This is a genomic window from Microcoleus sp. MON1_C5 (assembly GCF_036701875.1).
Lineage (GTDB): Bacteria > Cyanobacteriota > Cyanobacteriia > Cyanobacteriales > Microcoleaceae > Microcoleus.
Map to the genome: position 1 here is coordinate 1 of NZ_JAUBRN010000029.1, position 25266 is coordinate 25266.

At 46.7% G+C, this 25266-nt stretch carries 22 protein-coding genes and 1 pseudogene; 12 read left to right on the plus strand and 11 right to left on the minus strand.

What is annotated here, in order from left to right; all coding sequences use genetic code 11:
* Nucleotides 1–252: 252 nt before the first annotated feature.
* From QUA71_RS15645 to QUA71_RS15660, 4 genes are all read right to left on the minus strand, one after another.
* Nucleotides 253–1266, minus strand: a complete 1014-nt coding sequence (locus QUA71_RS15645; protein ID WP_333286277.1) for a hypothetical protein — start codon at nt 1264–1266, stop codon at nt 253–255.
* 25 nt (nt 1267–1291) lie between these two features.
* Nucleotides 1292–2287 carry a hypothetical protein gene (locus QUA71_RS15650; protein WP_333286279.1) on the minus strand — a complete coding sequence of 332 codons (996 nt, stop codon included), beginning with the start codon at nt 2285–2287 and terminating at the stop codon, nt 1292–1294.
* A gap of 107 nt (nt 2288–2394) precedes the next feature.
* Nucleotides 2395–3633 carry an alpha-xenorhabdolysin family binary toxin subunit A gene (locus QUA71_RS15655; protein ID WP_333286281.1) on the minus strand — a complete coding sequence of 413 codons (1239 nt, stop codon included), beginning with the start codon at nt 3631–3633 and terminating at the stop codon, nt 2395–2397.
* Between the two features lie 53 nt (nt 3634–3686).
* Nucleotides 3687–4967: an alpha-xenorhabdolysin family binary toxin subunit A gene (locus QUA71_RS15660; protein ID WP_333286283.1), complete on the minus strand. Its 1281-nt coding sequence runs from the start codon at nt 4965–4967 to the stop codon at nt 3687–3689.
* 447 nt (nt 4968–5414) lie between these two features.
* On the opposite strand from QUA71_RS15660, the gene QUA71_RS15665 reads away from it, so the two are divergent.
* Nucleotides 5415–6755 carry an NB-ARC domain-containing protein gene (locus QUA71_RS15665; RefSeq protein WP_333286285.1) on the plus strand — a complete coding sequence of 447 codons (1341 nt, stop codon included), beginning with the start codon at nt 5415–5417 and terminating at the stop codon, nt 6753–6755.
* Here the strand turns inward: QUA71_RS15665 and QUA71_RS15670 are convergent.
* Nucleotides 6706–7338 (minus strand): annotated as a pseudogene (locus QUA71_RS15670) (ISKra4-like element ISMiva1 family transposase); the annotation flags it as partial. The gene QUA71_RS15665 and the pseudogene QUA71_RS15670 overlap by 50 nt on opposite strands.
* 415 nt (nt 7339–7753) lie before the next feature.
* On the opposite strand from QUA71_RS15670, the gene QUA71_RS15675 reads away from it, so the two are divergent.
* The gene (locus QUA71_RS15675; RefSeq protein WP_333286286.1) at nt 7754–8494 is read left to right on the plus strand and encodes an SIMPL domain-containing protein; all 741 of its coding nucleotides are present in this window, start codon (nt 7754–7756) and stop codon (nt 8492–8494) included.
* Nucleotides 8495–9021: 527 nt separating this feature from the next.
* Here QUA71_RS15675 and QUA71_RS15680 read toward each other — a convergent pair.
* Nucleotides 9022–10293 (minus strand): hypothetical protein, encoded by a 1272-nt coding sequence (locus tag QUA71_RS15680; RefSeq protein WP_333286288.1) that lies wholly within the window; start codon nt 10291–10293, stop codon nt 9022–9024.
* A 718-nt stretch (nt 10294–11011) separates the two neighbouring features.
* Here QUA71_RS15680 and QUA71_RS15685 point away from each other — a divergent pair.
* From QUA71_RS15685 to proB, 7 genes are all read left to right on the plus strand, one after another.
* Nucleotides 11012–12193 carry a F420-0:Gamma-glutamyl ligase gene (locus QUA71_RS15685; RefSeq protein ID WP_333217781.1) on the plus strand — a complete coding sequence of 394 codons (1182 nt, stop codon included), beginning with the start codon at nt 11012–11014 and terminating at the stop codon, nt 12191–12193.
* 191 nt (nt 12194–12384) lie between these two features.
* A complete protein-coding gene (locus tag QUA71_RS15690) occupies nt 12385–13716 on the plus strand; it encodes a GNAT family N-acetyltransferase (RefSeq protein WP_333286290.1) in 1332 nt (443 codons plus the stop codon).
* Nucleotides 13717–13992: 276 nt separating this feature from the next.
* The gene (ruvX, locus tag QUA71_RS15695) at nt 13993–14451 is read left to right on the plus strand and encodes a Holliday junction resolvase RuvX (RefSeq protein ID WP_333286292.1); all 459 of its coding nucleotides are present in this window, start codon (nt 13993–13995) and stop codon (nt 14449–14451) included.
* Between the two features lie 311 nt (nt 14452–14762).
* The gene (locus tag QUA71_RS15700; RefSeq protein ID WP_333286294.1) at nt 14763–15341 is read left to right on the plus strand and encodes a DUF3727 domain-containing protein; all 579 of its coding nucleotides are present in this window, start codon (nt 14763–14765) and stop codon (nt 15339–15341) included.
* Between the two features lie 247 nt (nt 15342–15588).
* Entirely contained in the window at nt 15589–16713 is a 1125-nt protein-coding gene (gene mltG, locus QUA71_RS15705) for an endolytic transglycosylase MltG (RefSeq protein WP_333286296.1), read from the plus strand.
* Nucleotides 16714–16855: 142 nt separating this feature from the next.
* A complete protein-coding gene (locus QUA71_RS15710; RefSeq protein WP_006633331.1) occupies nt 16856–17377 on the plus strand; it encodes a YqeG family HAD IIIA-type phosphatase in 522 nt (173 codons plus the stop codon).
* Between the two features lie 10 nt (nt 17378–17387).
* The gene (gene proB, locus QUA71_RS15715) at nt 17388–18497 is read left to right on the plus strand and encodes a glutamate 5-kinase (RefSeq protein ID WP_333286298.1); all 1110 of its coding nucleotides are present in this window, start codon (nt 17388–17390) and stop codon (nt 18495–18497) included.
* A gap of 1 nt (nt 18498) precedes the next feature.
* On the opposite strand, the gene QUA71_RS15720 is transcribed toward proB, so the two are convergent.
* Nucleotides 18499–19257, minus strand: coding sequence for a hypothetical protein (locus tag QUA71_RS15720; RefSeq protein WP_333286300.1), 759 nt, complete (start codon nt 19255–19257; stop codon nt 18499–18501).
* Between the two features lie 637 nt (nt 19258–19894).
* On the opposite strand from QUA71_RS15720, the gene ndk reads away from it, so the two are divergent.
* Nucleotides 19895–20344 carry a nucleoside-diphosphate kinase gene (gene ndk / locus QUA71_RS15725; RefSeq protein WP_333286302.1) on the plus strand — a complete coding sequence of 150 codons (450 nt, stop codon included), beginning with the start codon at nt 19895–19897 and terminating at the stop codon, nt 20342–20344.
* A gap of 153 nt (nt 20345–20497) precedes the next feature.
* On the opposite strand, the gene QUA71_RS15730 is transcribed toward ndk, so the two are convergent.
* Nucleotides 20498–21244, minus strand: a complete 747-nt coding sequence (locus QUA71_RS15730) for a creatininase family protein (protein WP_333286304.1) — start codon at nt 21242–21244, stop codon at nt 20498–20500.
* Nucleotides 21245–21508: 264 nt separating this feature from the next.
* Here QUA71_RS15730 and QUA71_RS15735 point away from each other — a divergent pair, with 264 nt between their 5' ends.
* On the plus strand, nt 21509–21667 hold the full coding sequence (locus QUA71_RS15735; RefSeq protein WP_015174720.1) for a hypothetical protein: 159 nt from the start codon (nt 21509–21511) through the stop codon (nt 21665–21667).
* Between the two features lie 111 nt (nt 21668–21778).
* Nucleotides 21779–22519 (plus strand): response regulator transcription factor, encoded by a 741-nt coding sequence (locus tag QUA71_RS15740; protein ID WP_190658712.1) that lies wholly within the window; start codon nt 21779–21781, stop codon nt 22517–22519.
* Nucleotides 22520–22632: 113 nt separating this feature from the next.
* On the opposite strand, the gene QUA71_RS15745 is transcribed toward QUA71_RS15740, so the two are convergent.
* The 3 genes from QUA71_RS15745 to QUA71_RS15755 form a co-directional block, all read right to left on the minus strand.
* Nucleotides 22633–22773: a hypothetical protein gene (locus QUA71_RS15745; protein WP_333286306.1), complete on the minus strand. Its 141-nt coding sequence runs from the start codon at nt 22771–22773 to the stop codon at nt 22633–22635.
* A gap of 52 nt (nt 22774–22825) precedes the next feature.
* The gene (locus QUA71_RS15750) at nt 22826–23626 is read right to left on the minus strand and encodes a 4'-phosphopantetheinyl transferase superfamily protein (RefSeq protein WP_333286308.1); all 801 of its coding nucleotides are present in this window, start codon (nt 23624–23626) and stop codon (nt 22826–22828) included.
* 180 nt (nt 23627–23806) lie between these two features.
* Complete coding sequence (locus QUA71_RS15755; protein ID WP_333286310.1) at nt 23807–25120, minus strand: dihydroorotase; 1314 nt, start codon at nt 25118–25120, stop codon at nt 23807–23809.
* Nucleotides 25121–25266: the final 146 nt, after the last annotated feature.

Here is a 25266-nt window from a genome sequence, read left to right on the forward strand (position 1 = left end):
TTTAACTGCTTATCAATCTATTCAACAAGCTCTCTCTATTGATGGCTCCATTTTTTCCCCTAGTTGAGCAATTACTCACCGGGTTAACGGGAGAACCTATTGGCAAATGATCGCCCCTTCTCCCAACCCTGGGATTTCTTTCTCAAGTCTACTGATCCAATTCAGAGGCATAATAGCCTTTTCACCAATTCTCTCAAATGCGATCGCCCTCTCCAATTATCCAGCCCAGAATTACTCGCACTTTGCAAAACGTCAGTTCGATAGTTTGCCGACAGCATAATCAGCAAGATCCCTCCACTGCTTTTTCGCTGCGTTCAAGTGGAGTCTCTCAAGAAAGCTGCCAAGCTCGTCATTTTTGGCCACATTCACCAAATTGATAACCGTCTGTAGTTGACTCTGAGAATTAACGACGAATCCCAGCAACGAAGCCAGACTTCCCTCCACTTCCCTGCTGCTTCCTTCAAGCATCCGAAAAGCATCCGAAATTTCTTGGAGCGAGCGTGAGAAGTCTGCTCTTATCCCAGCATATTTTTCGTTGAGACCGTCTTGGCAGCGATGAGTTCTGGATTGATTCCCTAAGTTAGTCAACGCTTCTTGTGCGGAGCGATCAGCATCATTTGTTGCCTGCCTGATAGCCTCTTTATAAGAACTCTGCTGCTGGAGAAAAGCGGCAAGAGAACTTGTGGCATCTTGTAGCAAAGACGAGCTTCTACCCAAATCTTGGGTCAACTCTAACAGTGCCTGCGTCACTGTCTGGCGCTGCTGGTCATTGGGGCCTACCCCTGCCTTGATATCTGCCTGAACAGCTAAAATAATGTCGGCTGTGGCATCGAATTTCGCGCTGAACCCAGGAAGACTGTTGATCCATGCTTGTGTCGGTTCATAACGGCTTGAGAAGGTACTGGCGTTTCGTTGAGCCTGGTCAAGCATACGAGACAACGTTTGTCTGGTCCAGGTGAAATCGACTTTAGTGTCCCATGTTTCGGTTGTTGTTTTAGTGCATAAGCCTAACCCCCACCACTTTTTTTCGCTACACCAAGTGCAGCGCGTGTATATTGGATAAGGTCCCAATGGTTTGTTGACCACGGAGCGCATGTTGGAAACTTGATTGTTGAACTGAGCCAAGCGAGAAATCGCCTCTTTTTGACCCGTTACATTACTGATTTGTGTAACCGCTACATCTGCTGGTAATACCCATAGGACAGCAGAGAACAACACGATGACTAGCCAAATTGGTAGCATCCGGCATTTAGCTTTATTTTTCATAACTTTTACCTTGAATGAAAAAGCCTCAGTGAGTTGAAATATCCACCAAGGACTCGACCGTGAATTGCTTGGCAGCCTGATCAATCACTTTCCATTGCTTGATGGCATCGTCAAGTCCCAAAGCCTTTTTCACGAAAGCTAAATCTCCAAGCTGAGTATCCGAAGCATCAGCAGCTAGTTGAGTTAGAGCCGAACCGAAATCTGTCCATACCTTTCTCAGGTTGTCGAGAAAGCTCACCAGATAATCTAAACCAGACTTGAGCCAATTCCCATCTTCCAGGATGGATTCAATCTCTCTGATCGCTGTGCGGCGTGTCTCTGCCTGCGTCTCTGTAGTTTTGAGTTTTTGCTGCGAGTCACTCAATTCTTGCTCAAGTCCTGTGCGTTTTTGGTTAGAACTGAAAAACCCCAGGTCATTAATCTTTTTTTGCACGCCTTCTACTCTAACCTGCAACGCCCCAACTTCTTCCTGCTCGCCCTGGAGTAGCTTCGTATCGCTTTTGTATGCCGTGGACAAAGCGTTATTGGCGGCAATTATCTCGTTCTTAAAGGCACTCAAACGCACGCTCAAGTCGCTGATAATCCTCATGGCATTGCCTGCATTGGTACCAAGTTTTTGCAGACCTGCCTTCACATCATTGCCCGATTTCGCCTCCAACAGGGTTTGCAAAAACGAAACGGTAGATGCCGCTGACTCATGCAAGCGTTGAGCTAGCCATACGATGGCTGCATATAGCATAGAAGGGGGGTGAACATGCGCCAATAGATTCGGATTTCCAGTTAACAGTTGCCGAAGTCCTTTGGGCGAACCGAAACTTCCCACCTCTGACCGTAACTTGGTCAGTGCTTCGCCTGTGGCAACCGAGCTGCCACTGAATTCTGCTGGCAATTTCTCGACTTTGCTGATGTAGCGTAGGAGATACCTCCAAGAGCTTGTATCAAAAGCTAACTTGCTAGTATCATCAAATTTCAGTATATTGGTACTGGGTACCGCTAGGTTTAATCCAAAAAATTCTTTCATTGCAATTGACCGTCTTTTATCTATACGTGCTGGAGCGTCTTGATATATTCACACCCCACTGTGCCATGCAGCACAATGGGATGCTCCTCATAACCTCTTGGATAGGGTTAGGCTGCTGTTGGCATGTTTTCGGGCATGGGGTCGCCAAATGCAATGCTCCTGTAATCAACCAATGATTGCACAGTGAACTGCTTGGCACTCTGGTCAATGGATTTCCAACTGTCGATGGCTAGCTTAGCCTTTGCCTTAACAAGAAAAGGCATAGTTCCGACATTAGAGTCGGTGATGGTATTGTTGATCGCCAGCATATCAGTGTTCATCTGAACCCATACGCCCTGTACCGTCTGTAGATTTGTAAGGAAAGTAGCCATCGCTGGACCCACAAGCTTCATCTGGTTATTGAAACCACCTAGATCGCCACGCAGCCGCTGTTTTTTCTTAAGTTCCTCGCTTTCTCCTGCAATCTGCTTGCAATATTCGTTGTACTTAGCCCTGTTCTCAGCAGCTTTTACACCGAGACCAACGCCGGTTGCCACTGCTGCCGCGGCTCCGACTGCGAGAGAGATACCGCCAGTGAACGGTGCCAATACACCACCAATCAATGCACAGCCCACGGAAGCAGTGCATGCTGCAATAGTGAAATCCCTCCATGCCTTGTAAGCTTCATCCCGGGATTGCTCAAGCTCCTTGATCCTATTTCCTAATGTGCCAATAGCGGTGTTCACCTCCGCCATCAAATCTGATGAGTTGGCTGTGAATGCCTGAAATTTTTCGTTGTATTCATTCATCTTCTGCTCAAAGGCGCCGAGCTTCTTGATCAGGACACCAACTTCATCGGACATCTGCTTGGAAAGTGGGATGGGTCCTAAAGTCTCGTCGAATAGGTAAGCCTTGAGGTTTTCCACTTGCTCCTTGGGGGGTAGACCTGTCAAACCGTCGTAGACACTTTCATAGCCACTGACGAGATTCACGGCTGTCTGATGCACCCGTTGACCCAGCCAAACAGTATGCGTGTAGATCTCCTTCGGTGGTTCCTTAGTGGCCAAGAGATTCGGATTGGTAATCAACGCTGCCCTGAGGGTTTTTGGGTTTCCAAATTCCGTCGATGCCTCTCTCACACCGCGCATGGCATCAACGCACTCTGTGATTGTTTTTGAACTTTGCAAACTACCGTATTTTTGCTCAAAATCACCAGTAGTGAGAGGTAGTTCAAGAGCGGCACCAACATAACCTTGTAGTTGCAACCAACTGTCGCTGAAAAGTGTGAACCGGCTGGGTTGCCCGGATGCCGGGTCGGCAGGCTGGGTCAGACCAACAGGTGGGACGAGGGATAGCTCATTAGGCATGATATTTCTCCTTAATACTGTGGGATGGTCAATAAACAAAGGTCAGGTCGGAATTAAGCTGCGAACTGTGAGACAAACTTTTTCTGCCAGTCTGGGTCGTCTTTTGGCAGGGGGCTTCCAAATGGAATCAAGTTGGAGTCAACAAATGAATCGTTGACGAAGGCTTTAAGCGCATTGTCCACCTTGATCCAGTTGGCGGCTGACGCCGCCATTTCCTGCTCTTTGAGCCAGGGGCCGCTGGCCAGATTATCGATACTCAGATCAGCAACCCTGTCGCGGATCTCGTCTATTGAGCTTGCCCATGCCGCTTTGATAGCTTGAAGCTGGCTAATAATTCCGCTTGAGGTTGGAAGTGAGAACTTCATCAAATTGTCAAGTGCGCCAAGGTCGTGACGGTAGGCGATTCGCTTTTGGAGGAATTCTTGTTTAGAGCTTACCTCCTGGATCAGTCCGTCATACGAGGTACGTGCATTACTTGCCTCTATACTGAGAGCGGTAGCAGCTACCCCTACGAGCACCGTCGTAATTCCAGCAGCGGCTGCAGCCCCAGCACCGGCAGTCGGCACACTAAGGATAACTGTGATAGCAGTCCCGACAATACCAATGACAGCCGGAACTACACAAGCTGAAATAGTTAGATCCAACCATTTTTGATAGGCGGTATCACGATCCTTTTCCAGTTGGGCGATCTTGTCTTTTAGTTCACCAATCTCTTTGTCAAGTGATATGCGAGTCTTAGATGAACGCTCGGTATAAGTCTTCATAGCTGCCTGAGCTTCCTCCAATTCGTCCTCAAGAGCTTGGAATTCCTTGATTAGTAAATCCAGTTGTTCCACCGTCTGGCGCATCTTGTCAACGATCTGGTCGGTATCCAGGAAAAGGCTCTTGATGCCCGCAACCACGTCGGAGGGTTGTTCCCCACGAGCATTATCCGGAATGTTGCGTAGTGCCGATGCCAAGGTAAAGGCGTTCTGATGGGCAAGCTCAAGCGTCCATACGGTTGCAGAGAAAGCATCATTTCTTGGTCTTTTGGCCTCTGCCAAGAAATTGGGGTTTTTCAGGATACTAGCCCTGAGACTCTTGGGATTACCGTACTTCGATGCTACTTCTCGCATGGCACGCATGGCATCGAAGCATTCCTTCATCTGCAAACCAGACGAAGCATCTCCGTAGCGTTGCTCGTATTCCCCGAAGTCAAATGGCAGGGCTAATACGGCTTGCACTTGGTTTTGTAGGTCAAACCATTCTCTTGAAGCCAAGGTAAACTTCTTCGCCTGCTGCCTGTCACCACTCGCTGTTAACAATCGGGATGATGGAACAAACAATTGTGTCATTATTTTTTTAAGGTTTTTGATTCGTACTTAGAGTGTTCCCTCTTCTGTCACTTTCGGCATAAAATAATCCGGGATGCTTAGAGCATAAGACTTTTATCAAAAATCTTAATTTCCGCCATTCTGTTAGAAAATAAACCCTCAAATCCCCGATATATCTACAGTTAAAATTTAGCTCTCACTTTTATTTTCCCAGAGTGACAGAAGAAGGGTGTTGCTAACGTTATGTAAATGCTTCCCAATTAGAGCAAATAACCTGTTGATGCGTTGTCTTGCGAGCGGTTATCTATAGAGAGTTGTAGATGGTTAAGCTTTCAAGGCTTTGTAACCCCTGGTGATTAATAATCTATCAAAACTCCCCGATGCTGTGTTTACAGGAAAGTATGGACTTGTCAAGTATGGAAAGTATGATTTAAGGTAGATGAACTTTTATACAGAGCGAGAAAATAGATGGAATTTGAGCAGGCATTGGAGGTCGCCACCCAGGCTATCGCCCGCAAAATCGCTAGAACGCTTACTGAGGTTGAAGTTGCTCTTTTATTCGGTGCCTGGAATAACTTGACCTACGATCGCATCGCCGAGCGATCGGGCTATTCCATCAACTATCTCCAACGGGACATTGGCCCCAAATTTTGGAAGCTTCTCAGTGATGCTTTGGGCCGCCAAGTCAACAAAACCAACCTACGTGGCATTCTCACTCACTTTGATGTCCCGATCGCCACTCCCCAACCTCAAGTCCAACGTTCAATTTATTGGGGCGAGGCGATCGATGTTTCCAGCTTCCAAGGTCGAGTTGAAGAGATTGAAACCCTCACTCAATGGATGATCCAAGACCGCTGCCGACTCATTGCTTTGGTGGGAATGGGCGGTATCGGTAAAAGTACCTTAGCTGCTAAAGTAGCTCAACTCTTACAAGAACAATTTCAATTTGTAATTTGGCGATCGCTCCGCAAGGGCCCTCTCTTAGATACGTTATTGTCTGAACTCGTACCTTTTCTTTCCAACCGGCAAGATGTTCAACCAAAAATAGAACGGTTGCTATACTGGCTGCAAACTCATCGCTGTCTGGTAATTTTGGATAATCAAGACACCCTTTTACAAGCCGGCAATTGTGCCGGATACTACCAGCCAGATTTCACAGACTATGGTGACTTATTTCAGTTGCTCGGAGAATCGAGTCATCAGAGTTGTATCTTACTGACCAGCCGCGAGAAATCAGCAGAAGTCGGCATATTTGAAAATTTTAATGGAGCCGTGCGATCGCTTTCTGTGCAAGGTTCCAGGGAAACATCCCTGGCATTCATTGACTCCAAGCAACTCGTGGGAACCGATGCGGAAAAACGCCAACTTTGTGAATTGTATTGTTGCAATCCGCTGGTAGTAAAAATAGTTTCTGCCTCAATTCAGAGTTTGTTTGATGGAGATATTGCCACATTTTTGCAAGAAAAGACACTGGTATTTAATGGCATCCGCCGCTTGTTAGCTCGGCAATTTGAGCGATTGTCGCCCGTAGAAAAAACCATCATGTATTTGTTGGCGATTAATCAAGAATCTACAACCATTGCTCAACTGCAAGCCCACATTGTACCTGCAATTTCACGGGCGACCCTATTAGAGTCCCTAGAATCCTTAACGTGGCGCAGCTTAATCGAAAAGCGATCGGGTGAATATACCCAACAGCCCGTCGTTATGGAATATGTCAGAGACTGTTTAATGGGTGCATCTCACTTTTCCAAAGATATTAAGTGGAAAGTTGACCATGGAGATAAGCACAGCGAAGAGAAAGGATAGAGGGAACAGTCTCCACATTCCACGCTCGCTCCGGATAGTTTCACCCTTAGTCCAATGCGTTTAATTGTTGATTCAACTGTTCTAGAGCCGAGAGAACTCAGAGATTCTTCTTTATAGTATTGATAGTTACCTATGCGGCTGCGATGAGTTATCAAATAATTGCAAAATGTTTAAAATGCTTTTCTTTTGAGGTCTTTAAATTAATTAATAACTTCATTAACTTTTCCTGACCCTAACAGACTTTCTGCTTGCTTTGAGCGTTGAGCGTGAACCTCCTGCATTATAGAGATTTTCTTTCAGATGATACCAATATAAAATTTCTTGTCTTTGTTGAGGAACTCCAATTTCTTGAAATAGGTTCAAAATCCTGGCATGACTATCTCCTCTACAATACATAAGATGTAGCCATTTTAGGCTATTCCTCCACTCATTTTAATATCATTTTTTTTTAAAACTCTCCGAACAAATATTATCCAAACACAGATTTTTATCATGTTTCTAATAACATGAATTGCCCTTACTTTCGTTGCGGCGCCGGAGTTTTACTCCATCGGCTGTAATTATTCACTCCTTGTTTAGATGATTTACTAAGTATATAATTTGTACGTTTGTTTACAAGTTATAGTTAGACCGGAATTTTATTTTAAATCGTCCTAACCTTCCTTCAGTCCTGTCTTATGGAACTCTCGCTGCTTAAAAACTGTCGGAACTATTGAATATTAAAAAAATATTTAAAATGAACTAGGAGTTGCGCCGACAGTTTCAGGAACCCGGTGGGTTTCTATATTCATCGTTTTTGATCGTTGCCCAACCTCTTATTTTCCCCAGAACACTGGGTTTCTTTAGTCGAGCGTCCTGCGGACATCATAATAACTCACAATTTCTTCATAATTACTGACTATTTTTTTAGTTGCTAAAAATGTAACAACCCGGATATTTAGCAATTTCAGTGGGAAGGTAAAGTATAGCATCTGTTGTATGTGAGGAGAATCAAGTTTATGAGTTCAAATTTGCAGCGTGGCGATCGCATTAACTTCCGCAGTCTGGTAACAGCGTTGTGTTTAACCTTAACTCTCGTGAGTTTTGTGAGATTAGATCCGGCGGCGGCTCAAGAACAGCGGATCAGAACGTTGACTGTTACTGGGCGGGGTGTGGAAGCGATTCCTACAACTCAAACACAAGTGCGGCTGGGGGTTGAGGTGCAGGGGAAAACGGCGGCCGAGGTGCAGCAGGAAGCGGCGAGGCGATCGTCGGCTGTGCTAGAGTTGCTGCGATCGCGCCAAGTCGAAAAACTCGAAACTGCCGGCATCTCCCTCAATCCCATTTATAACTTCGACAACAACCAACAGCGCTTGACGGGCTATACGGCGACGAATACCCTCAGTTTTCGGATTAATACTGCATCTGCCGGCACTTTGCTTGACGATGCGGTGAATGCCGGAGCCACACGCATCGACGGCGTGAGTTTTGTCGCTGCCGATAGTGCGATCGAACAAGCTCAAAAACAAGCAATCAAAAAAGCAACTCAAGACGCTCAAGCGCAAGCGGATGCAGCCTTTAGCGCCCTCAACCTGAAGCGGGGAGAGATTCTGGGCATTCAAGTCAACGGTGCTAGCCCGCCACCTCCTATGTATCGGCAATTGGCTGGTGCTCGCATGGCTGCTGCTGACGCTACAACGCCTGTGGTGGGAGGGGAACAGCAGGTAGAAGCTTCTGTGACTTTGCAATTTGGATATTAAATAGTTAGGGGTTGAACTGGCCACATCAGCTTGACCCTAACTATTTCTCGATTTATCAAGCAGCTTTTTCTACAAAAAACTTTAGCAGTTTTAACCACTTCTGCCCCTAGTCGAGCAATTGTTCGCCTCCCACACAAATATTTCCGTATCTTCGCCCCCAAGAGCCACAACACTCAAAGCCTTAACAGTTTTAGCGCCAAACAAAGTTTCACTCTAAGTAAGTCGGTGGAAAAATTCATAACTATGTAAGGAAATATTAAGTGGCGCACTCTCAGTTAAAGTGTAACTGCTCACTGCAACTTTGTTGCGGTGAGCAGTTACGCCAAATGGCTACAACCTATTATGAACTCTGAACGGAATCTCTCCTTCTTTAGGGGGAGAGTCCCTCAATAAATAGACTCTCCGTTAAACCCTAGGCGATCGCATTCCTCCTAAACAGAAAAGAGTGGACTCTTTTCTAAGATCCACTCTCTGTTAAATTCTCTTAGGGCTAGCTTTAACAAGCTGGAGTTAAGCCCTTACTTTACCTAGTCCTTAACGGTTCTCTGGTCATTAATGACCACTTTGTCCTTGAGTTCAGGACTGCCGGAGATGTGAATATCACTATCCTTATTTTCCTCTGCGGCGGAGTCGGCTAGATATTGGGCAGATGACTTAACATCGTGCGCTGCACCTTGAGGAGATGGGGTTGCATTTTGGGCAGGGGACCTAAAATCAGGCACTGGAGGTTTAGCAGATTCGGCTGCATTTTGGGCAGATGATTTAAAATCATGCGCTGCACCTTGAGGAGATGGGGTTGCATTTTGGGCAGATGACTTAACATCCTGCTTAAACTCCTGCGCTGCACCTTTAGCAGATTGAGCTGCATTTTGGGCAGAGGACTTAACATCCTGCTTAACATCCTGCGCTGCACCTTTAGCAGATTCGGCAGCATTTTGGGCGGATGACTTAACATCGTGCGCTGCACCTTTAGCAGATTCGGCTGCGCTTTGAGCAGATGACTTGATTGATTCGGCTGCACTCTTGCCAGATGACTGAAGCGATTCGGCTGCACTTTTTATAGATGGCTCCACTGCCTTCGCTGTATCTTTTACAGTCGATCTAAGATCCTGAGTGGCACCCTGAATTTCCTGAGCTACAGCTTTGACAGAAGGCTTAACTTCATCTGCAGTACTCTTAATAGAGTCCGCTGCACTTTGTATAGAAGGCTTGACACCTTCGACTGTCTGCTTGACTGAATCTTTTACTTCTCTAATCGTAGGTTTGACTTCCTCGGATGCACTCTTGACTGCATCTACTACAGAAGGCTTGGCTTCCCTAACTGTCTCATTGACAGATTCGGCTATACCTTTAATCGAAGGCTTAGTTTCCTCAACAGTCTCCTTGACTGCTTCTGCTGTAGCTTTGATAGATGGTCTAACTTCCTCAGCAGTTTCCTTTGCTACTGTCCCTAGCTCTTCTACAGTGTGTTTAATACCATCTGCTACGGTGTGTGCTGCATCCCCTAAATTATCTACAGCACGGTTAACAGTATCAGCAGTACCTTTACCAATCATCGCGCCAGCAACTGAGCCTGCTACAGCACCAATAATGCCTCCAGAGCGAGCACCTAGGATACCACCGACTGCTGCTCCAGCTATCCTCGCACCAATGCCTGAGCCTGATGATTGATCTTCCTGTGATTCTGCATTTTCGTTAGTCTGAGCCTGAATCTGCTGGTTTTCGCTATTGTCAACTTTCTTTTCCTGGAAGTCAGGATTTGCTTCAGGCTGGTTAAAAGGCTGTTTATTATCAGTCATAGATATCCTTGGGTATTACTGCTACATTTACTAGGCTAACTATATACTTCTGAGAAAATGTACTGCCTAAGAACTAGATTTTGACTGTTACTTAAGAAGTAGATTCTCAAAGGTACTGACCACTAGGGCGCTAGCGGCTCGCTGTTCATTCCACCTTGAAGAAGCTGGAGGCGCGCGTTAGCGAAGCCCTCGAAGAGGATCGCACATCTGGAACAGTCTTAGCTGAGCGATCCAAAAATGACTCCTGTCTACATACTTGTTTACAGATTAAATGATTAATAGATTTTCTAAAAAATGTCGATTATCAGCTTATAATTTAACGTTTAAAAAAATAGATAATAATATTTATTATAAAAATGGCAACTATTTAATTATTGAATTAAGTGATTTGTTTTGTAGACGTTGCTGATTTCCGGTAGGAAAGGCTAAATATGCAAGTCAGAGAAACCAGTATCCACAAAGATTGGGGATTTTCAACGGATTTTTTTCATACCCTGATTAAGCAACGCCAGATTTTGGAGTGATCTAACTCACGAGGAGAGCTCTTTGAACAGCAACTTGACCGCTTTAGCCACCAGAGGCGATCGCACTTACGTGTAATTGGGCATAAGTTCGATCGCCCCCAACAACCCCCAAAACTTCAATTACTACCGGATCGTCGATCGAAGTGACAGAGATCGACTAAAGTAAACAGAAATTATTATTGGCGGTAATTAGAGTGATCGAGACTTTAGCAACAGGAGTCGCAGCAGCAGGTTCGCTGCTAGCATTGGGCGGGTTAGGCCTAGAGTTGAACTATCGCCGGACTGGAAGTCCAAATAAACTAGAACTAACAGCAGGAGAATGGCACTTAGCCATCTCGGAACCCAACCGCTATCTTTTAGTCGGGGAAATGGAGTTCCGCAACCTGACACAGCGGTTTGAGATTATGTTGCCGGAAGTGCGGGCGCAGGTGAAACTGCTGTCTGACGGAAGTTTAGATGGCGTTACTTCCGAGACAAAGGTGATTCCTTGCCACAAAGAGGCAGCAGCCAGAACAGACGATTACTGGTTCGGCTATATTGTTAAAGCCCAAAAAAACACGAAAATTAAAGTCTCTGTAGACATTCAAGGGCAAGATTTAACCAAATTGCAATCAGCTTGGGTGCAAGTACACTTCGTCACCTACGGCCCGGGCGGGCGCATCCCCAAAGTCCGTAACGTAGTAGTCCCGCTGCAATTTCCCAACTCGGACACCGTACCCATCGCCCGAAATGTCGGAGTGGCAGAAGTCTTGCCGATTCGCACTCACATACTGGCCGAATTGGACAATCCAGTCGAAATAGTCAAGCGGTACGTGCTGCCGCGCGCCCAGAAAGGGGATATTGTCGCCTTGGCAGAAACTCCCCTAGCTTTGATGCAGGGACGCTACCGCCATCCCAGCGAAGTCAAACCAGGATGGGCGGCAAAGCGAGTGTGCTTGTTTTTCTTGCCCACGTCGAGTTTGGCCACGGCTTGCGGGATGCAGACGTTGGTTGATGTAGTAGGCCCTTGGCGCGTAGTAGCGGCATTTGCGATCGGCGCTGTGGCCAAAATATTTGGCAAACCGGGAGTCTTTTACCAACTAGCAGGGGAACAAGCCAGGCTCATCGACGACGTTACCGGGACTTTGCCTCCCTTCGACCAATTTATTGTCCTGGGCCCAGACAATCCCCAGCAAGTTGTAGAAGAAATTCAACGAGAAACCGGGCTTGCGGCGGCGATCGTAGACGCTAATGACTTGAAAGCAGTTAAGATATTAGCAGCGACCTCCGATTTATCGGTAACATTCTTAGAGCAAGCTTTGCGAAGCAACCCCGCCGGGAATGGTGACGAGCGAACACCGGTCGTTCTAATTCGACCTCTGCCACAAAAATCTTGAGTTGAAAAGAGAAAATTAAAAATTCAAAAAGATGATTTGAAATTTTTAATTTTCGATCGCGCAAGAAAGGGAGAAGAATCAAAAGTTATAAGTTTTGAACTCAAAATTTACCCACTCAAAACTCAAAACTTCCCTAACTCTTCCCCTTTCTGAATTTTTATTTTTAAATTTCCATTCTCCACTTTTATGCTATGACTTCATTTCCCTCCCAAAACCAAAACCAGGTTGTGATTCGCCCGTTTCAGTATCGCGACATCGAGGTGATGGAACAACTGTGCGCGGAAACAGCCGACGAGCCAGAAAATCGCAAGGGCGCAAGCTGCGACGTGGTACTGGGTAGAAAGTTGCAGCAGATTCGCCGCTGGTACGGACTGCTAAAGATTTTTAGCTTGTTTCCCAACCCTTGTCAGTCCCTGTTCCGGGCCCACGTTGCCGAAGAAGAGGGGAGCGTTAAGGGCATAATTCAGATTTCTCCTTTCAACCGCACCCGCAGCACTTGGCGGATCGATCGCATAGGAGTAGACCCGGAAGCCCGCAGCAAAGGAATTGGTTCAATGCTGCTGCGGTACTGCTTTGAGGCAGTCTGGGAGGCGCGGACGTGGCTGTTGGAAGTGAATGTCGGCGACAAAACTTCCTTGGCTTTGTATCGGCAGAATGGGTTTCAGCCTTTGGCCCAGATGACATACTGGACGATCGCCCCAGAACGCCTGCAAGAAATGGCAAACTCGACCCCAGATTTGCCCAACCTGCTGCCTGTTAGCAACGCCGACGCTCAGTTGCTCTACCAACTGGATACCGCGTCTATGCCGCCCCTGGTGCGCCAAGTATTCGATCGCCACATTCAAGATTTCAAAACCAGTTTTTTCGGCGCTTTAGTCGAAGGTGTCAGACAGTGGCTGGGCAAAACCGAGGTAGTCAGCGGCTACGTGTTTGAACCGCAGCGCAAAGCCGCGATCGGCTATTTTCAGGTGCAGCTATCCCGCAACGGCCAGCAACCGCACGTCGCCCAGTTGACTGTACACCCGGCCTACACTTGGCTTTACCCAGAACTGCTGTCCCAAATGGCGCGCCTCGTTCAAGATTTCCCGGTTCAAAGCCTGCAACTGGCTTCCGCTGACTATCAGCCGGAACGGGAAGCTTATTTAGAGCAATTTGGAGCAGTGCGCGTGGAACACAGTTTGCTGATGTCTCGATCGGTGTGGCACAAATTGCGCGAGTCCAAGTTGGTCTCTCTCGAAGGACTCCAGCTATCAGAAATGCTGCAAAGCTTCCAGCCAACTCGCAAACCCGTACCGGGCAGGATGTCCTGGCTCGGCCCGATGGCTGGGGAAGCAACAGCAGGGCACCCGTCCTGTGAGATTAAACCTCTGTTGGCTGACTCAGGAAACAGTCAAACGAATCAAGTTAACCCCTTGGGCGGCCAAAATTCCGAATCAGCAGCAACTGATGGCAGCAGCATTTTGCCTTTAAATCTGCCAGAGTTGCCTCTAGACGGCGGCTGGCCGGGAGAACTCAATTCTTAATGAGTGAAAGCAGAAGGTAAATGGTAGAAGGCAGAAAAAAAGAGAATTAATCATTCAATAAATTACTTTTTTTCTGTCATCTTCCCCAAATATTTCTTCTGCTTTAGATTGATATCAACTTAATCTTACCTATTTTCTTCTTAATTTCTTCTCTTCTTCTCTTCTTTCTTCGCGTCCTTCGCGTCTTCGCGGTTCGTTAAAAAAAAGTCCGATAACAAAGAAGTAAATCTAAAATCTAAAATCTAAAATCTAAAATCTAAAATTGATTGATTGATAATGTCCAACGATAAATTATGGATTTCAGCACTGGGATTAGATATCGGCCTCAAACGAGTCGGCATCGCCGGGTGTGACGGCACTGGTTTAATAGCTACGGGCATTACAACACTGGTACGATCGTCCTTCGAGCGAGACGTAGCTTATCTCCGAGAAATCGTGCGAGAGCGGAGAGTTCAAATTTTGGTTGCAGGCTTGCCCTACTCCCTGAGCGGAGAATTAGGCACTCAAGCCCGACAAGTGCAGAAATATGCTACTCGCATCGCCACAGCCTTAGAGCTCCCCCTAGAATACGTAGACGAGCGCCTGACTTCGGTTGAGGCAGAGGAATTGATGAAAACACAAGGGATTTCGGTGTCGCAAAATAAGGGTGCGATCGATCGCAAAGCAGCCGCCCTGATTTTGCAGCAGTGGCTAGACGAGCGGAGGCAAAATATCTGCGCCCCTCCCAATCCTTGATAGCTGGTAACAAAGGCGTGATATCCTGGTTGTGCAAGTTTGCTACGCACACCTGTAACCCTTGACAAACTGGAGAAAATTCTGCTGTACCTCGGTACTGAAGAAGCACAAAATCGTGATTTGTCCTCAGTGTCGCTTGCTGACTCGACTGAGATTTAAACGCTGCACTCCTCGCCTGTGGAAAAGGCCGCGAGTCTCGCGGTTTAAGCTGGTGGACTGGCGATCGCCCACTTAGCCAGAATATCGCCACGAAAATTCCCCATTGTCAAGCAAACGTTACTGAATTATTGACGGAAAATAAGATACACGCGATGTCCTCATCCCCATACCGCAAAAAAGAGAATGGCAATTCCAACGAAGAGTCCGTCACCCTGACGGATGAAGTTGGGCGATCGCTGACTTGCAACATAGAATATTCTATGAATCTAGAAGGTCAAGAATACGCTTTGCTGCTTCCGGTTGACTCGCCCGTAGAAATTTTTACTTGGCAGGGAGACGATAACGACGAAGCAGCAATTCCTGTAGAAGACGAGGCCGAAATTGACAAAATTTTTGATACAGCTAAAGTTGTGCTGCAAGAGCAGAACTTGACGCTCCGACGCACGGCGGTGACGCTGACTGTGGTTGGCGAATTGCCGGAATTTCCCGAAGAGGATATGGCATCCGATGCCGATCCGGATGAGGAGTCGGAGTTCGAGGAGCTGATGTGGCTGACCAGTTTTTACCACGAAGAACAGGAATATGCCATTTATACGCCTCTCGACCCGTTCTTTATCTTGGCTAGAATGGATGACGACGGCAAGCCAGAATTGCTTTCGGAAGAAGAGTTCCAAAGGCTGGAACCGATGTTACCTATGCTGGAAGACCAGTTCTTTGACGATCTTGATTAGAGATTAATTGCAGACACAAGGTCTGATGGCAAAAAGCAGAATTTTTTACTATTTTATAAAAAAGTAAACTGCTCGCCCGATCGAACTTTTTGGAGATGGCCGCTTCTGCCTTCGCGATCGGGCGTTTGAATTGGGCCGCGTGAATAGGGTCTTTTAAAGGGCTTGTATTCCTAACTTTTCGGTCATCAATCGCAGGTCATCAGTCATTAGTCGCTAGTTAACCGCCGCTTATCCAGGACAACGGACTATGAGTAAAGAACAAATGACAAAAGGCAGCGCGCGCGAGAGCCGAAAAGGAACTCCGCAAGTCTCTAAATGGTTGTTTTATCTGGCGTTGCTGCCGGCAATCTGGGGGGTTTGCGCTTGGCAGGGCTGGGCTTGGTGGAGCTGGGCTTCCGCCCCGCCTAAAATAGCTGAAACGTCAACTTCTCCGCCAGAGGATGCTGCTGTTTTGATTCAAATCCCGGAGGGTACTCCCAGTCAAAAAATCGGGCGGGATTTAGAGGCTGCGGGGTTGATTCGATCGAGCTCGGCATGGAATATGTGGACCCGCTGGCTGACTCTGCAAAACCGCGAGGGAGGTTTTCAAGCAGGAACTTACAAACTGTCGCCGACTCAGCCTCTGAGTGCAGTTGCTGACAAAATTTGGAAGGGCGAAGTCGTACAGCAGAGTTTCACGATTCCAGAAGGGTGGTCGCTGCAACAAATGAGCGCTTATTTTGAAGCGCAAGGTTTTTTCCCGGCTCAGGATTTTATGGCGGTGGCGAGTCAAGTTCCCTACGCTCAGTACCCTTGGCTGCCGAGCGGCCTGCCTCACTTGGAAGGGTTTTTGTACCCGGATACTTATCAGCTAGACGGCGATGCAATTAGCCCGCAAGCTGTCATTAAGCAAATGCTGGGTCGCTTCGAGGAGTTGGCTTTGCCGATATATCAAAAAAATCAGAAGAATACTAAGCTGGATTTGAAAGAGTGGGTGACGCTGGCGAGTATTGTGGAAAAAGAGGCTGTGGTTGCGGGCGAGCGCAATCGTATTTCTGGGGTATTCAACAACCGTCTGAATAAGGGTATGCCTTTGGGTTCTGACCCGACGGTTGAATACGCCCTCGGCATTAGGCAAACGAAGGAAAAGCCTTTGACTTTCAAGCAGGTGGAAACTCCTTCTCCTTACAATACTTATATCAATGTAGGGCTGCCGCCAACTCCGATCGCATCTCCGGGAATAGCAAGTCTGGAAGCGACTCTGACTCCGGAAAAGACAGAATACCTGTACTTTATGGCTCGATACGACGGCACTCACATTTTTAGCCGCACGCAGGCGGAACACGATGCTGCGATTGCTAAAGTTGACCAGCAGTTGCGATCGACTCAATAGATAGGCAAGGACTAATACAAAAGTAAAAAGTCAAAAGTCACAAATCAAAAGCAATAATTATTCACTTTTGATTTTTTACTTTTTTAATCTTTAACTTCCAATTTCTTATTTCTCAATCTAAAACCTAAAATCTAAAATCATTATGACTTGGGGTAAAATACTACAGCCTGACTTAGTTCTCGGCGATTCAGTCATGAAGTTAACGGCTGATATTCTGCAGAAATATAATATTAAAGGATTAGTTTTGGATGTGGACGAAACTCTCGTTCCCATCACTGCCATGAATGCTTCTCCTGAACTCACCCTGTGGGTGGAAGAAATAAAACCCGTGGTATCGCTGTGGTTGGCGAGCAATAATTTAAGTCAGACTCGGATCGGTCGGATTGCTGAGTCTTTGAATCTACCCTACATCACGGGTGCGGCTAAGCCGTCGCGCCGCAAGTTGCGAAAGGCTATTAATGCAATGAATTTGCCGGTGGAACAAGTGGCGATGGTGGGCGATCGACTTTTTACTGATGTTTTGGCAGGCAATCGTTTGGGTATGTTTACTATTTTAGTGGAACCAATGGTTGATGCTGGGTATGCGCTTCGCAAGTATCCGGTGCGCTCTTTTGAAGTTTGGGTTTCTCAAGCTTTGGGGGCTTCTCTTGATAGCAGGAATTAGAAAGATTTAAATGACTCAAACTATTGTTGTTAAAATAGGAACTTCGACGCTGACTCGATCGACTACGGGAAACTTAGCTCTTTCAACTATTGGTGCATTGGTCGAAATTTTAGCTGATTTGCGGCAGCAAGGCCATCGAGTAGTTTTGGTTTCTTCGGGTGCGGTTGGAGTTGGCTGCGCGCGCTTGGGTTTGACGGAACGCCCGCGAAACATGGCTATGAAACAGGCTGTGGCGGCTGTGGGCCAAGGGCGGCTGATGCGGGTGTACGATGATTTGTTTACTACTCTGCAACAGCCGATCGCTCAAGTATTGCTCACCAGGGGCGATTTAGTGCAGCGTAACGGTTATGTTAACGCTTGCAATACTTTTCAGCAACTGCTCAGGTTGGGCGTGATTCCGATCGTCAATGAAAACGATACAGTAGCGGTAGACGAGCTCAAATTTGGCGATAACGATACGCTTTCGGCGCTAGTAGCGAGTTTGGTAGAAGCAGATTGGTTGTTTGTGCTCACAGATGTCGATCGGCTGTATTCCGCCGATCCGCGCAGCAATCCAGACGCGCAGCCGATCGCCCTAGTCCAAAGTATGGCACAGCTCACAGAATTTCAGGTGCAAACAGGAGATTCCCGCAGCGGTTGGGGAACCGGCGGTATGGTGACAAAAATTGAAGCGGCGAGAATAGCAACTGCATCGGGAGTGCGTACAGTCATTACTGACGGCTGCTTTCCTGGTAATATCGAGAAAATACTCAACGGAGAGTCGATCGGCACTCAATTTGAGCCTCAACCGCGCCCTGTAAACGCTCGCAAACACTGGATAGCTAACGTGCTAATTCCGGCAGGGAAACTATATTTAGACGCGGGTGCTGTCAAGGCAATTTCCCAGGGCGGAAAATCGCTTTTAGCTGCGGGTATTGCTCAAGTAGAAGGAGAATTTCAAGCTGATGATTCCGTGCAGTTGTGCGACGCAACCGGCCAGCAAATTGCTAGAGGACTTGTGAATTATAGCAGTTTAGAATTGAGACAAATCCAGGGCTGCAAGTCCGAGAAAATTGCTGAGATTTTAGGCTATGCAGGCGTAGAAACGGCGGTACACCGAGATAATTTAGTGATTGTTTAAACTAACAAATATCGAGACAGTCGATCGCGCAATGAGCGAAGGCAGAAATTGAGGATATTTGCAGCACAGTCTTGCAAGAATTTGTTTGGCTGTGTCGGAACAGCTCGTTCATCGCTTCTGTAAACAGTTCAAATACATTTTGTGCTAATTCTAAAGCTGCTTGGCATTCTGCATTAGTAAGTTTTATCTCTGCTACAAGTTGCAACATCTCTGGCGTGTTTAAAAGGTGATAATTTTCTAAACCCCCATAATCTCCTCCAAAATCAACAGATTCTTTTTGGGTAATTGGCTGTAATTCTTTTACCACTGCTAGCGCCGCTTCAAAAAAAACTTGGGCCGTTCCTTCGAGGGCTTCCACTAACACCAGTTTCTGAATGGGAGACGCTTTCCAAGCGTAGCGTTCGAGCACTGAACAAAGCGATCGAGTTTTTTTAGTTTCTTCACCCCAAAGCAGTCTGAAATCGCCGTAACTCATTAATTGGTTTAAGCCCAGTTCCTCTAGGTATTCTAGATAGTCGTGCCAGTAATAATTTTTTTTATAAGTATATTTATTAACGAGTTCCTGAACTTTGCTATTACTAGAAGATTCTCGCAGTACATATTTATTTAAATCGCTCAATCCCACAGCCAAAGGAGCGAGTACAGGTGCAAAAATTAGTCGTTGATTCGCGTGAATATGTTTATTGGCTAGAAAGTCAAACAAGGGCAATTTTGCAAACTCTTGCTTTTTGGGTTCAATGAATGCTACAATGGCTTTCATACTTTTTTCGCCTGAATAGTTGCTGTCAAGATAATCTTCATACATCCGTTAATTATCTATATTTTCGAGCCTAAATAATTGTGTTTATTATCATACATATTTGTATTTTAGATCATAGGTAAGAGTGTTTGCAGTCACAGGAAACTGTGACTTGTATCATAGTGTGCCAGAAGTTCGAGCATCTTGTTCGCTAGAGATAAAATGTTCTACATTTAGATTGGATATTTCGGGCGTTGCTCAAAGCCACCCCACAAGAGTTTGATTATTTATTTACAGGCAATTTAAAGGCTGAGTAGCTTATATAGGCAACTGAGCATTCTGCTCGAACTGCTAAAAAATGCTTTTAACAGAATCGGGATGCTCTCTGCAAATTAGTCCTAGACGCATAAGAGTCTCGAAACCTGGTTTATTCGGAGATTCATCGCTGCTCACAAAAATTTTTCTGAGAAACCCGGTTTCTTTAACCCTTGCTTTTATTGCTTCTTCCCTCTTTTCTCTTCCCTCTTCTTATTCCTTCTTCCTTCTTCCTGCGGCCATAAGTCTCCAAATGACAATTTCCAATTCTCAGAATTGCCTTTAGGTGCGTTCTGAGTTACTCTATCTTTTGGATCAGTTAACACAATTATAGGAGTTAATCTTGGAACGGACTTTTTTAGCAATTAAGCCCGACGGCGTACAGCGCGGACTCGTCGGCGAAATTATCGGTCGTTTTGAAGCCAAGGGCTTTAAGCTAGTTGGCATGAAGCTAATCACGGCTAGTCGCGAACTTGCCGAACAGCATTATGGCGTACATAAAGAAAGACCCTTTTTTGCGGGACTGGTAGACTTCATCACTTCCGGGCCGATGGTGGCGATGGTGTGGGAAGGCGACGGCGTTGTGGCCTCGGCGAGGAAAATGATTGGCGCAACAAATCCTCTGAATTCAGAACCGGGGACAATTCGCGGCGATTTGGCTGTGAATGTGGGTCGCAATATTATTCATGGTTCTGATGCTGTGGAAACTGCCAATGCGGAAATTAGCCTTTGGTTCAAGGAAGAAGAATTGAGTGCTTGGACACCTTGTTTAACTCCTTGGATTGTGGAGTAATTTTGATATTCTCCCGATGGTTAATCGGGAGATATAGCTTTTCTCAGATACATGAAATATCATGTCGCTGAATCACTCTTAACGGTAAAATATAGAAGAGTTTGACATTTTTACTCGTTGCCAAGCTATTTCTGGTAATGAGAAGAAAAAACGTTAATCGGAATTTAAAAACTCCAAATAATTATTAGTCAATTCTTTGACTGCTAATTCGTAAAATTGCTGACCGTGTTCGGGGGTTGCTAAGCCCGGATTTGAACCCATTCTCCCGTCGGGAAATCGGCGGCGGAAGTCAGCAGCACCGTAAATTTTGTGCCCGGAACCGACTTCTTCCGAAAGCGGAGCTTGCTTGATTGCTTCTGGATAAAGATACTGGGTTAAGGCGACTTCGCTGGGGGTGGCGTGGGAACCTTCTTGGTTTCCGTATAATTCTTTTGCTAGTTGGTAAACTGAACCGCACATGAACCAATTGCCGATTTGACACTGGATTCGATCGGCATTTGGTAAATTTAAGTCTGACAAATGGGCGTATGTCTCGGAAAATGCTGCTTTCATTGTCGCAATGTTGCCACCATGACCGTTAATGAAGAAATATTTCTCAAATCCCGCTTTTGCCAAAGATGTGATATAGTCCCTGATTACCAATATCAGGGTCTGCGGTCGGAAGCTGATTGTGCCGGGAAAGCTGGTGTGGTGCAAAGCCATCCCGACATTAATTGTCGGGCCGATTAAGGCATTGGCAGCTTCGCCGACACCGCGGGCGATCGCCTTGGCAGCAATGGCGTCAGTCCCGATCAAGCCGGTGGGCCCGTGCTGTTCGGTGGAGCCGATCGGGATAATTATGCCTCGGGAGCTTTGGAGATAAGCTTCTACCTCGGGCCAGGTACTCAAATGCAGCAACATGATAGGCAGTCTACAGAATTTTTACTTGCTATCGTCGATCGTAGCCGGCACGGGAAGAAAAAGGAATTTCGGCAAACTTATTATTGTATTCTTAAAAAAAGCTCTACATTCCCATCCGACCTTTACCGTTATATTACTTAACGTTAATAATTTAACCATTTGATGGCCAAAACTTTACCTTTTAATAACCTTTTAAGAGTAGTATAACTAGCATATCCCTTTAGATTGGGTGTTACGTGGTCAATTAACAGCGGGCAATGTTTTATGAAATTAACACCGACCCCGAAAAATGACCAAACTTCTGTGGCCTGGACGCAGGCAGACAGCGCAGTTCCGGCAACTGCTCTACGGCTGTATTCCTTACACGAGCAAGTAGCAAAGGTCGAGCGCGTGTCTGTGGGATGGACTGGCGAAAGATTCTAAGCGATCGAACTTTCTGGCGATCGTACAAGCGATCGCAGCGCGAGAGTACCTCAGCTACTGAAGAAGGTACCTCGCGGTAGCCACATACAAACATCACTCCCACTTATATTTATGTCTTCTGCTGAATTAAGCGAAAGTCCTTCAAGGTTGGCTGTTGGACAAGCCGGCCGTATCTTGTTATTGGAAGGTGAAGATCTGTTGCGGGAAATGCTAGCTTTAGCCCTTAAAGAACAGGGCTACGAGGTGGTGGTTACTAGCGACGGGCGCAACGCCCTGCCTTCTGTACAGGCTTCTTCGTCATACCACGGTGAATTGGCCTTTAACCTGTTAATTATGGATTCAATTAACGGTTTGGATCTGTGTCGAATGTTACGGCATCAAGGAAATCCCGTCCCTATTTTGATTATCGGTGCTAGAGGAAGTGCCAACAATTGCGCTTTTTACCTCGAAGCCGGATCGGATGATTATCTGACCAAGCCTTTTGGAATGCGGGAGTTTATCGCTCGCTGTCGGGCGCTGATGCGGCGCCAGCGCCTCGGTCGGTTACCGGAACCGAGGACGCTGCAATATAAGAGCATAACTCTGTATCCTGAAGAGTGCCGGGTGTTGGTTCGGGGTCTGGAAGTGAAATTTTCTCCTAAACAGTTTCGCTTACTAGAACTATTTATGAGTTATCCCCGGCGAGTTTGGTCTCGCGATCAGTTGCTAGAAAAAATTTGGGGCCAAGATTTTATCGGAGACAGCAAAACAGTTGACGTTCACATCCGCTGGCTACGCGAAAAGTTGGAAATAGATCCGGGCCAACCGGAATATATCATTACGGTACGTGGGTTTGGGTATCGATTTGGTTAAATTTTTAAATCAGTTGTAGGGTAGCAAGTTGCAGTCAAATAGACAAATAAGGACACAATATTTTTGTGTCCTTATTTGTCTGTGTAGGGTGTGCAATGCAAGAGCTTGAAGGCTCAACCCGTAGACCTATTGTAGTGATCGTTGCCGTTATCTTTTACCTTTGGCGATCGATATAAACTCACATCTTGCACCATTCTCAAGAACAGGCAAGATGCCTGTTCCACAAAGAGTGAATTTTCTTGTGGAACAGGCATCTTGCCTGTTCATAAAAAGCTTATGGAGAATGGTACAACATTTCAGCATAACTCAAAACTCCCCTGTCCACTCCCAACAATGAAGTTTCGAGGAATCTCCTGCAACCGCAACAGCCGCTACCATATCTGAACTGGGAATTAATTCAATTAAAGACCATCTCGATGCTTCTTCGGGGCTTTTTTCAACATTTAACAGCGCTGCTGGTTCTCCTGGTGCGAGGCTGACATCAAACTGATTCAGGGGAATTGAAAGTCCTTTGCCGACAGCCTTGATATAGGCTTCTTTGCGAGTCCAGCAGGTGAAAAAAGCGCGGGGTTGGAGATGTTCTGGGAGCGAACGCAACACAGTATTTTCTAAGGGTGAAAAAAACTTTTCAGCAATCTCCAGACAAGGAAATTTGGGATTGATACCTTCAATATCGACACCAATATCTCGATTTTTGGTAATAGCAATTAGAGCCATGTTCCCTGAGTGAGACAAATTGAAACGGACGGTATTTCCCCCTTGGGCGGCGATGAGGAAAGGTTTGCCGTAGGGATTGTAGTCAAAGCGCAAAATGTGAGAATTTATGTTAAGATAGCGACTCAGAATCGCTCTCAGCGCGCCACGACTGACAATAAATTGCGATCGACCTTTTGCAAACCGAAAACCCTCAGCTTTTGTCCGCTCGTCGGTAGAGAGAGTCTGTTGTAAACTCTGCAAGCAAGATTCTGTTTGAGCTAGAGAGACGCGCCAAACATGAATTTCGCCCAGATCCAATGTCAAGTCTTGCGGTGGAGAATTCCACGAATCAAAAGCAGTAATCATGTATTTATAGCCTTTCTCAGTAACATGAGGTGCTCTGGCGGGCATAGGGCATAGGGCATAGGGCATCAGTTGCGATCGGTGTGTACCTCATTTTATTGAGAATTGCTATATCTTCTTTTCTGAGTCACCTCATCTAGCATTCGCAGAAACAGGCATCTTGCCTGTTCTACTTTTAGAAACAGGCAAGATGCCTGTTCTACAACAGATGAATTTCAATGGCAAGAATTAATAAATCCAGCTTTGTACAACTTTTCCCGCTAATTGCTGTCCCAACCAAGGCGTATTTGCCGATCGCGACTTCAGACTTGACCCGTCAACAGTCCAACTCATTTTCGGGTCGAACAAAATCAACTCAGCAGAGACTCCCCGTGCAACTATGGGGGGGGTTTGTCCGAGACAAACGGCAGGGCCTGCGCTCAAAACTCGCCACAGTTCTAAAGCCGAAAATTCCCCTGTTTCTACCAGTCCGTGCCACAGTAAAGGCAAAGCTAATTCCAAGCCGATCGCCCCGGGCGGACTATCAGCAAAAGCCACAGTTTTCTCCTCATAAGTATGCGGATTGTGGTCGATCGCGATCGCATCAATTACGCCATCTTTCACAGCTTGAATCAGCGCTAATTGGTCGCTGAGATTGCCCAACGGCGGTTCTAGGCGTAAATTCGGGTCGTAGGGCAACGAAGCAGTCAGAGCATTTTTCCCGCCGGAATCTTTAGAGTTTCCTGAAATTGCCCCGACATTCAACAGCAGGTGCATCCAAGTCACACTCGCAGTCACCGGCAAACCCCGCGCCTTGGCATCCCGAATCAATTCCACGCTGCGCGCCGTAGAAACGCGCATAATGTGCACCGGAGTGCCCGCAGATGCCACCAACTCCAGAATTGCAGCCAAAGACGCAGTTTCCGCACTCGCCGGAATTCCAGGCAAACCCAAGCGCACCGACATCGCACCCTCTCTCACCGCGCCATTTCCTGCCAAAGTTCGATCGCACGGCCACAAAGCCACAGATTTGCCCAAAGGCTTGATATACTCCAGCAAACGCCTCACCAGAGCCGGATTAGACAGCGCCAAACCGTCTGCAAAACCCACCACAGCACAGGAGGCCAGCTCGCCCAACTCGGCCATCTGCTGCCCTTTAACGCCCGCTGTCAGCGCTCCCCAAAAATACAAGCGGGGCAGCCCGGGCGACAAATTGCGGATATGTTGCTGCAACAAAGCTAAACCGGCCAAATTGTCAACAGGTGGCGAGGTATCCGGCAAAATCGCCACTCGCGTAAAACCCCCAGCCGCCGCAGCCTGCATCAAAGATTCGAGCGTTTCCCGCTCCTCAAAACCCGGTTCTCCGCTGTGACTGTAGATATCAGTTAACCCCGGCCCCAAAATCAGTCCCTGGCAATCCCGCACTTCCGTGTCAGCGGGAAACTCAGCAATTTTTTCCTCAACTGCTTTGATATCACCTTCAGCAATCAGAATATCAGCGATGCGATCGCTCCCTGAAACTGGATCTAGCACTCGTACATTTTGTAGCAGTTCGCGACTCATAACTTAAGATTTAAATATATTGAAGAATAAAGTTCGGCAACGGATTCTGTAATGGATGTAACGGATGGATGGAAGATGGAACCGCGAAGACGCGTTAGGCGAAGCCGCGCGTAAGCGCTAGGACACGAAGGAAGAAGGAAGAAGGA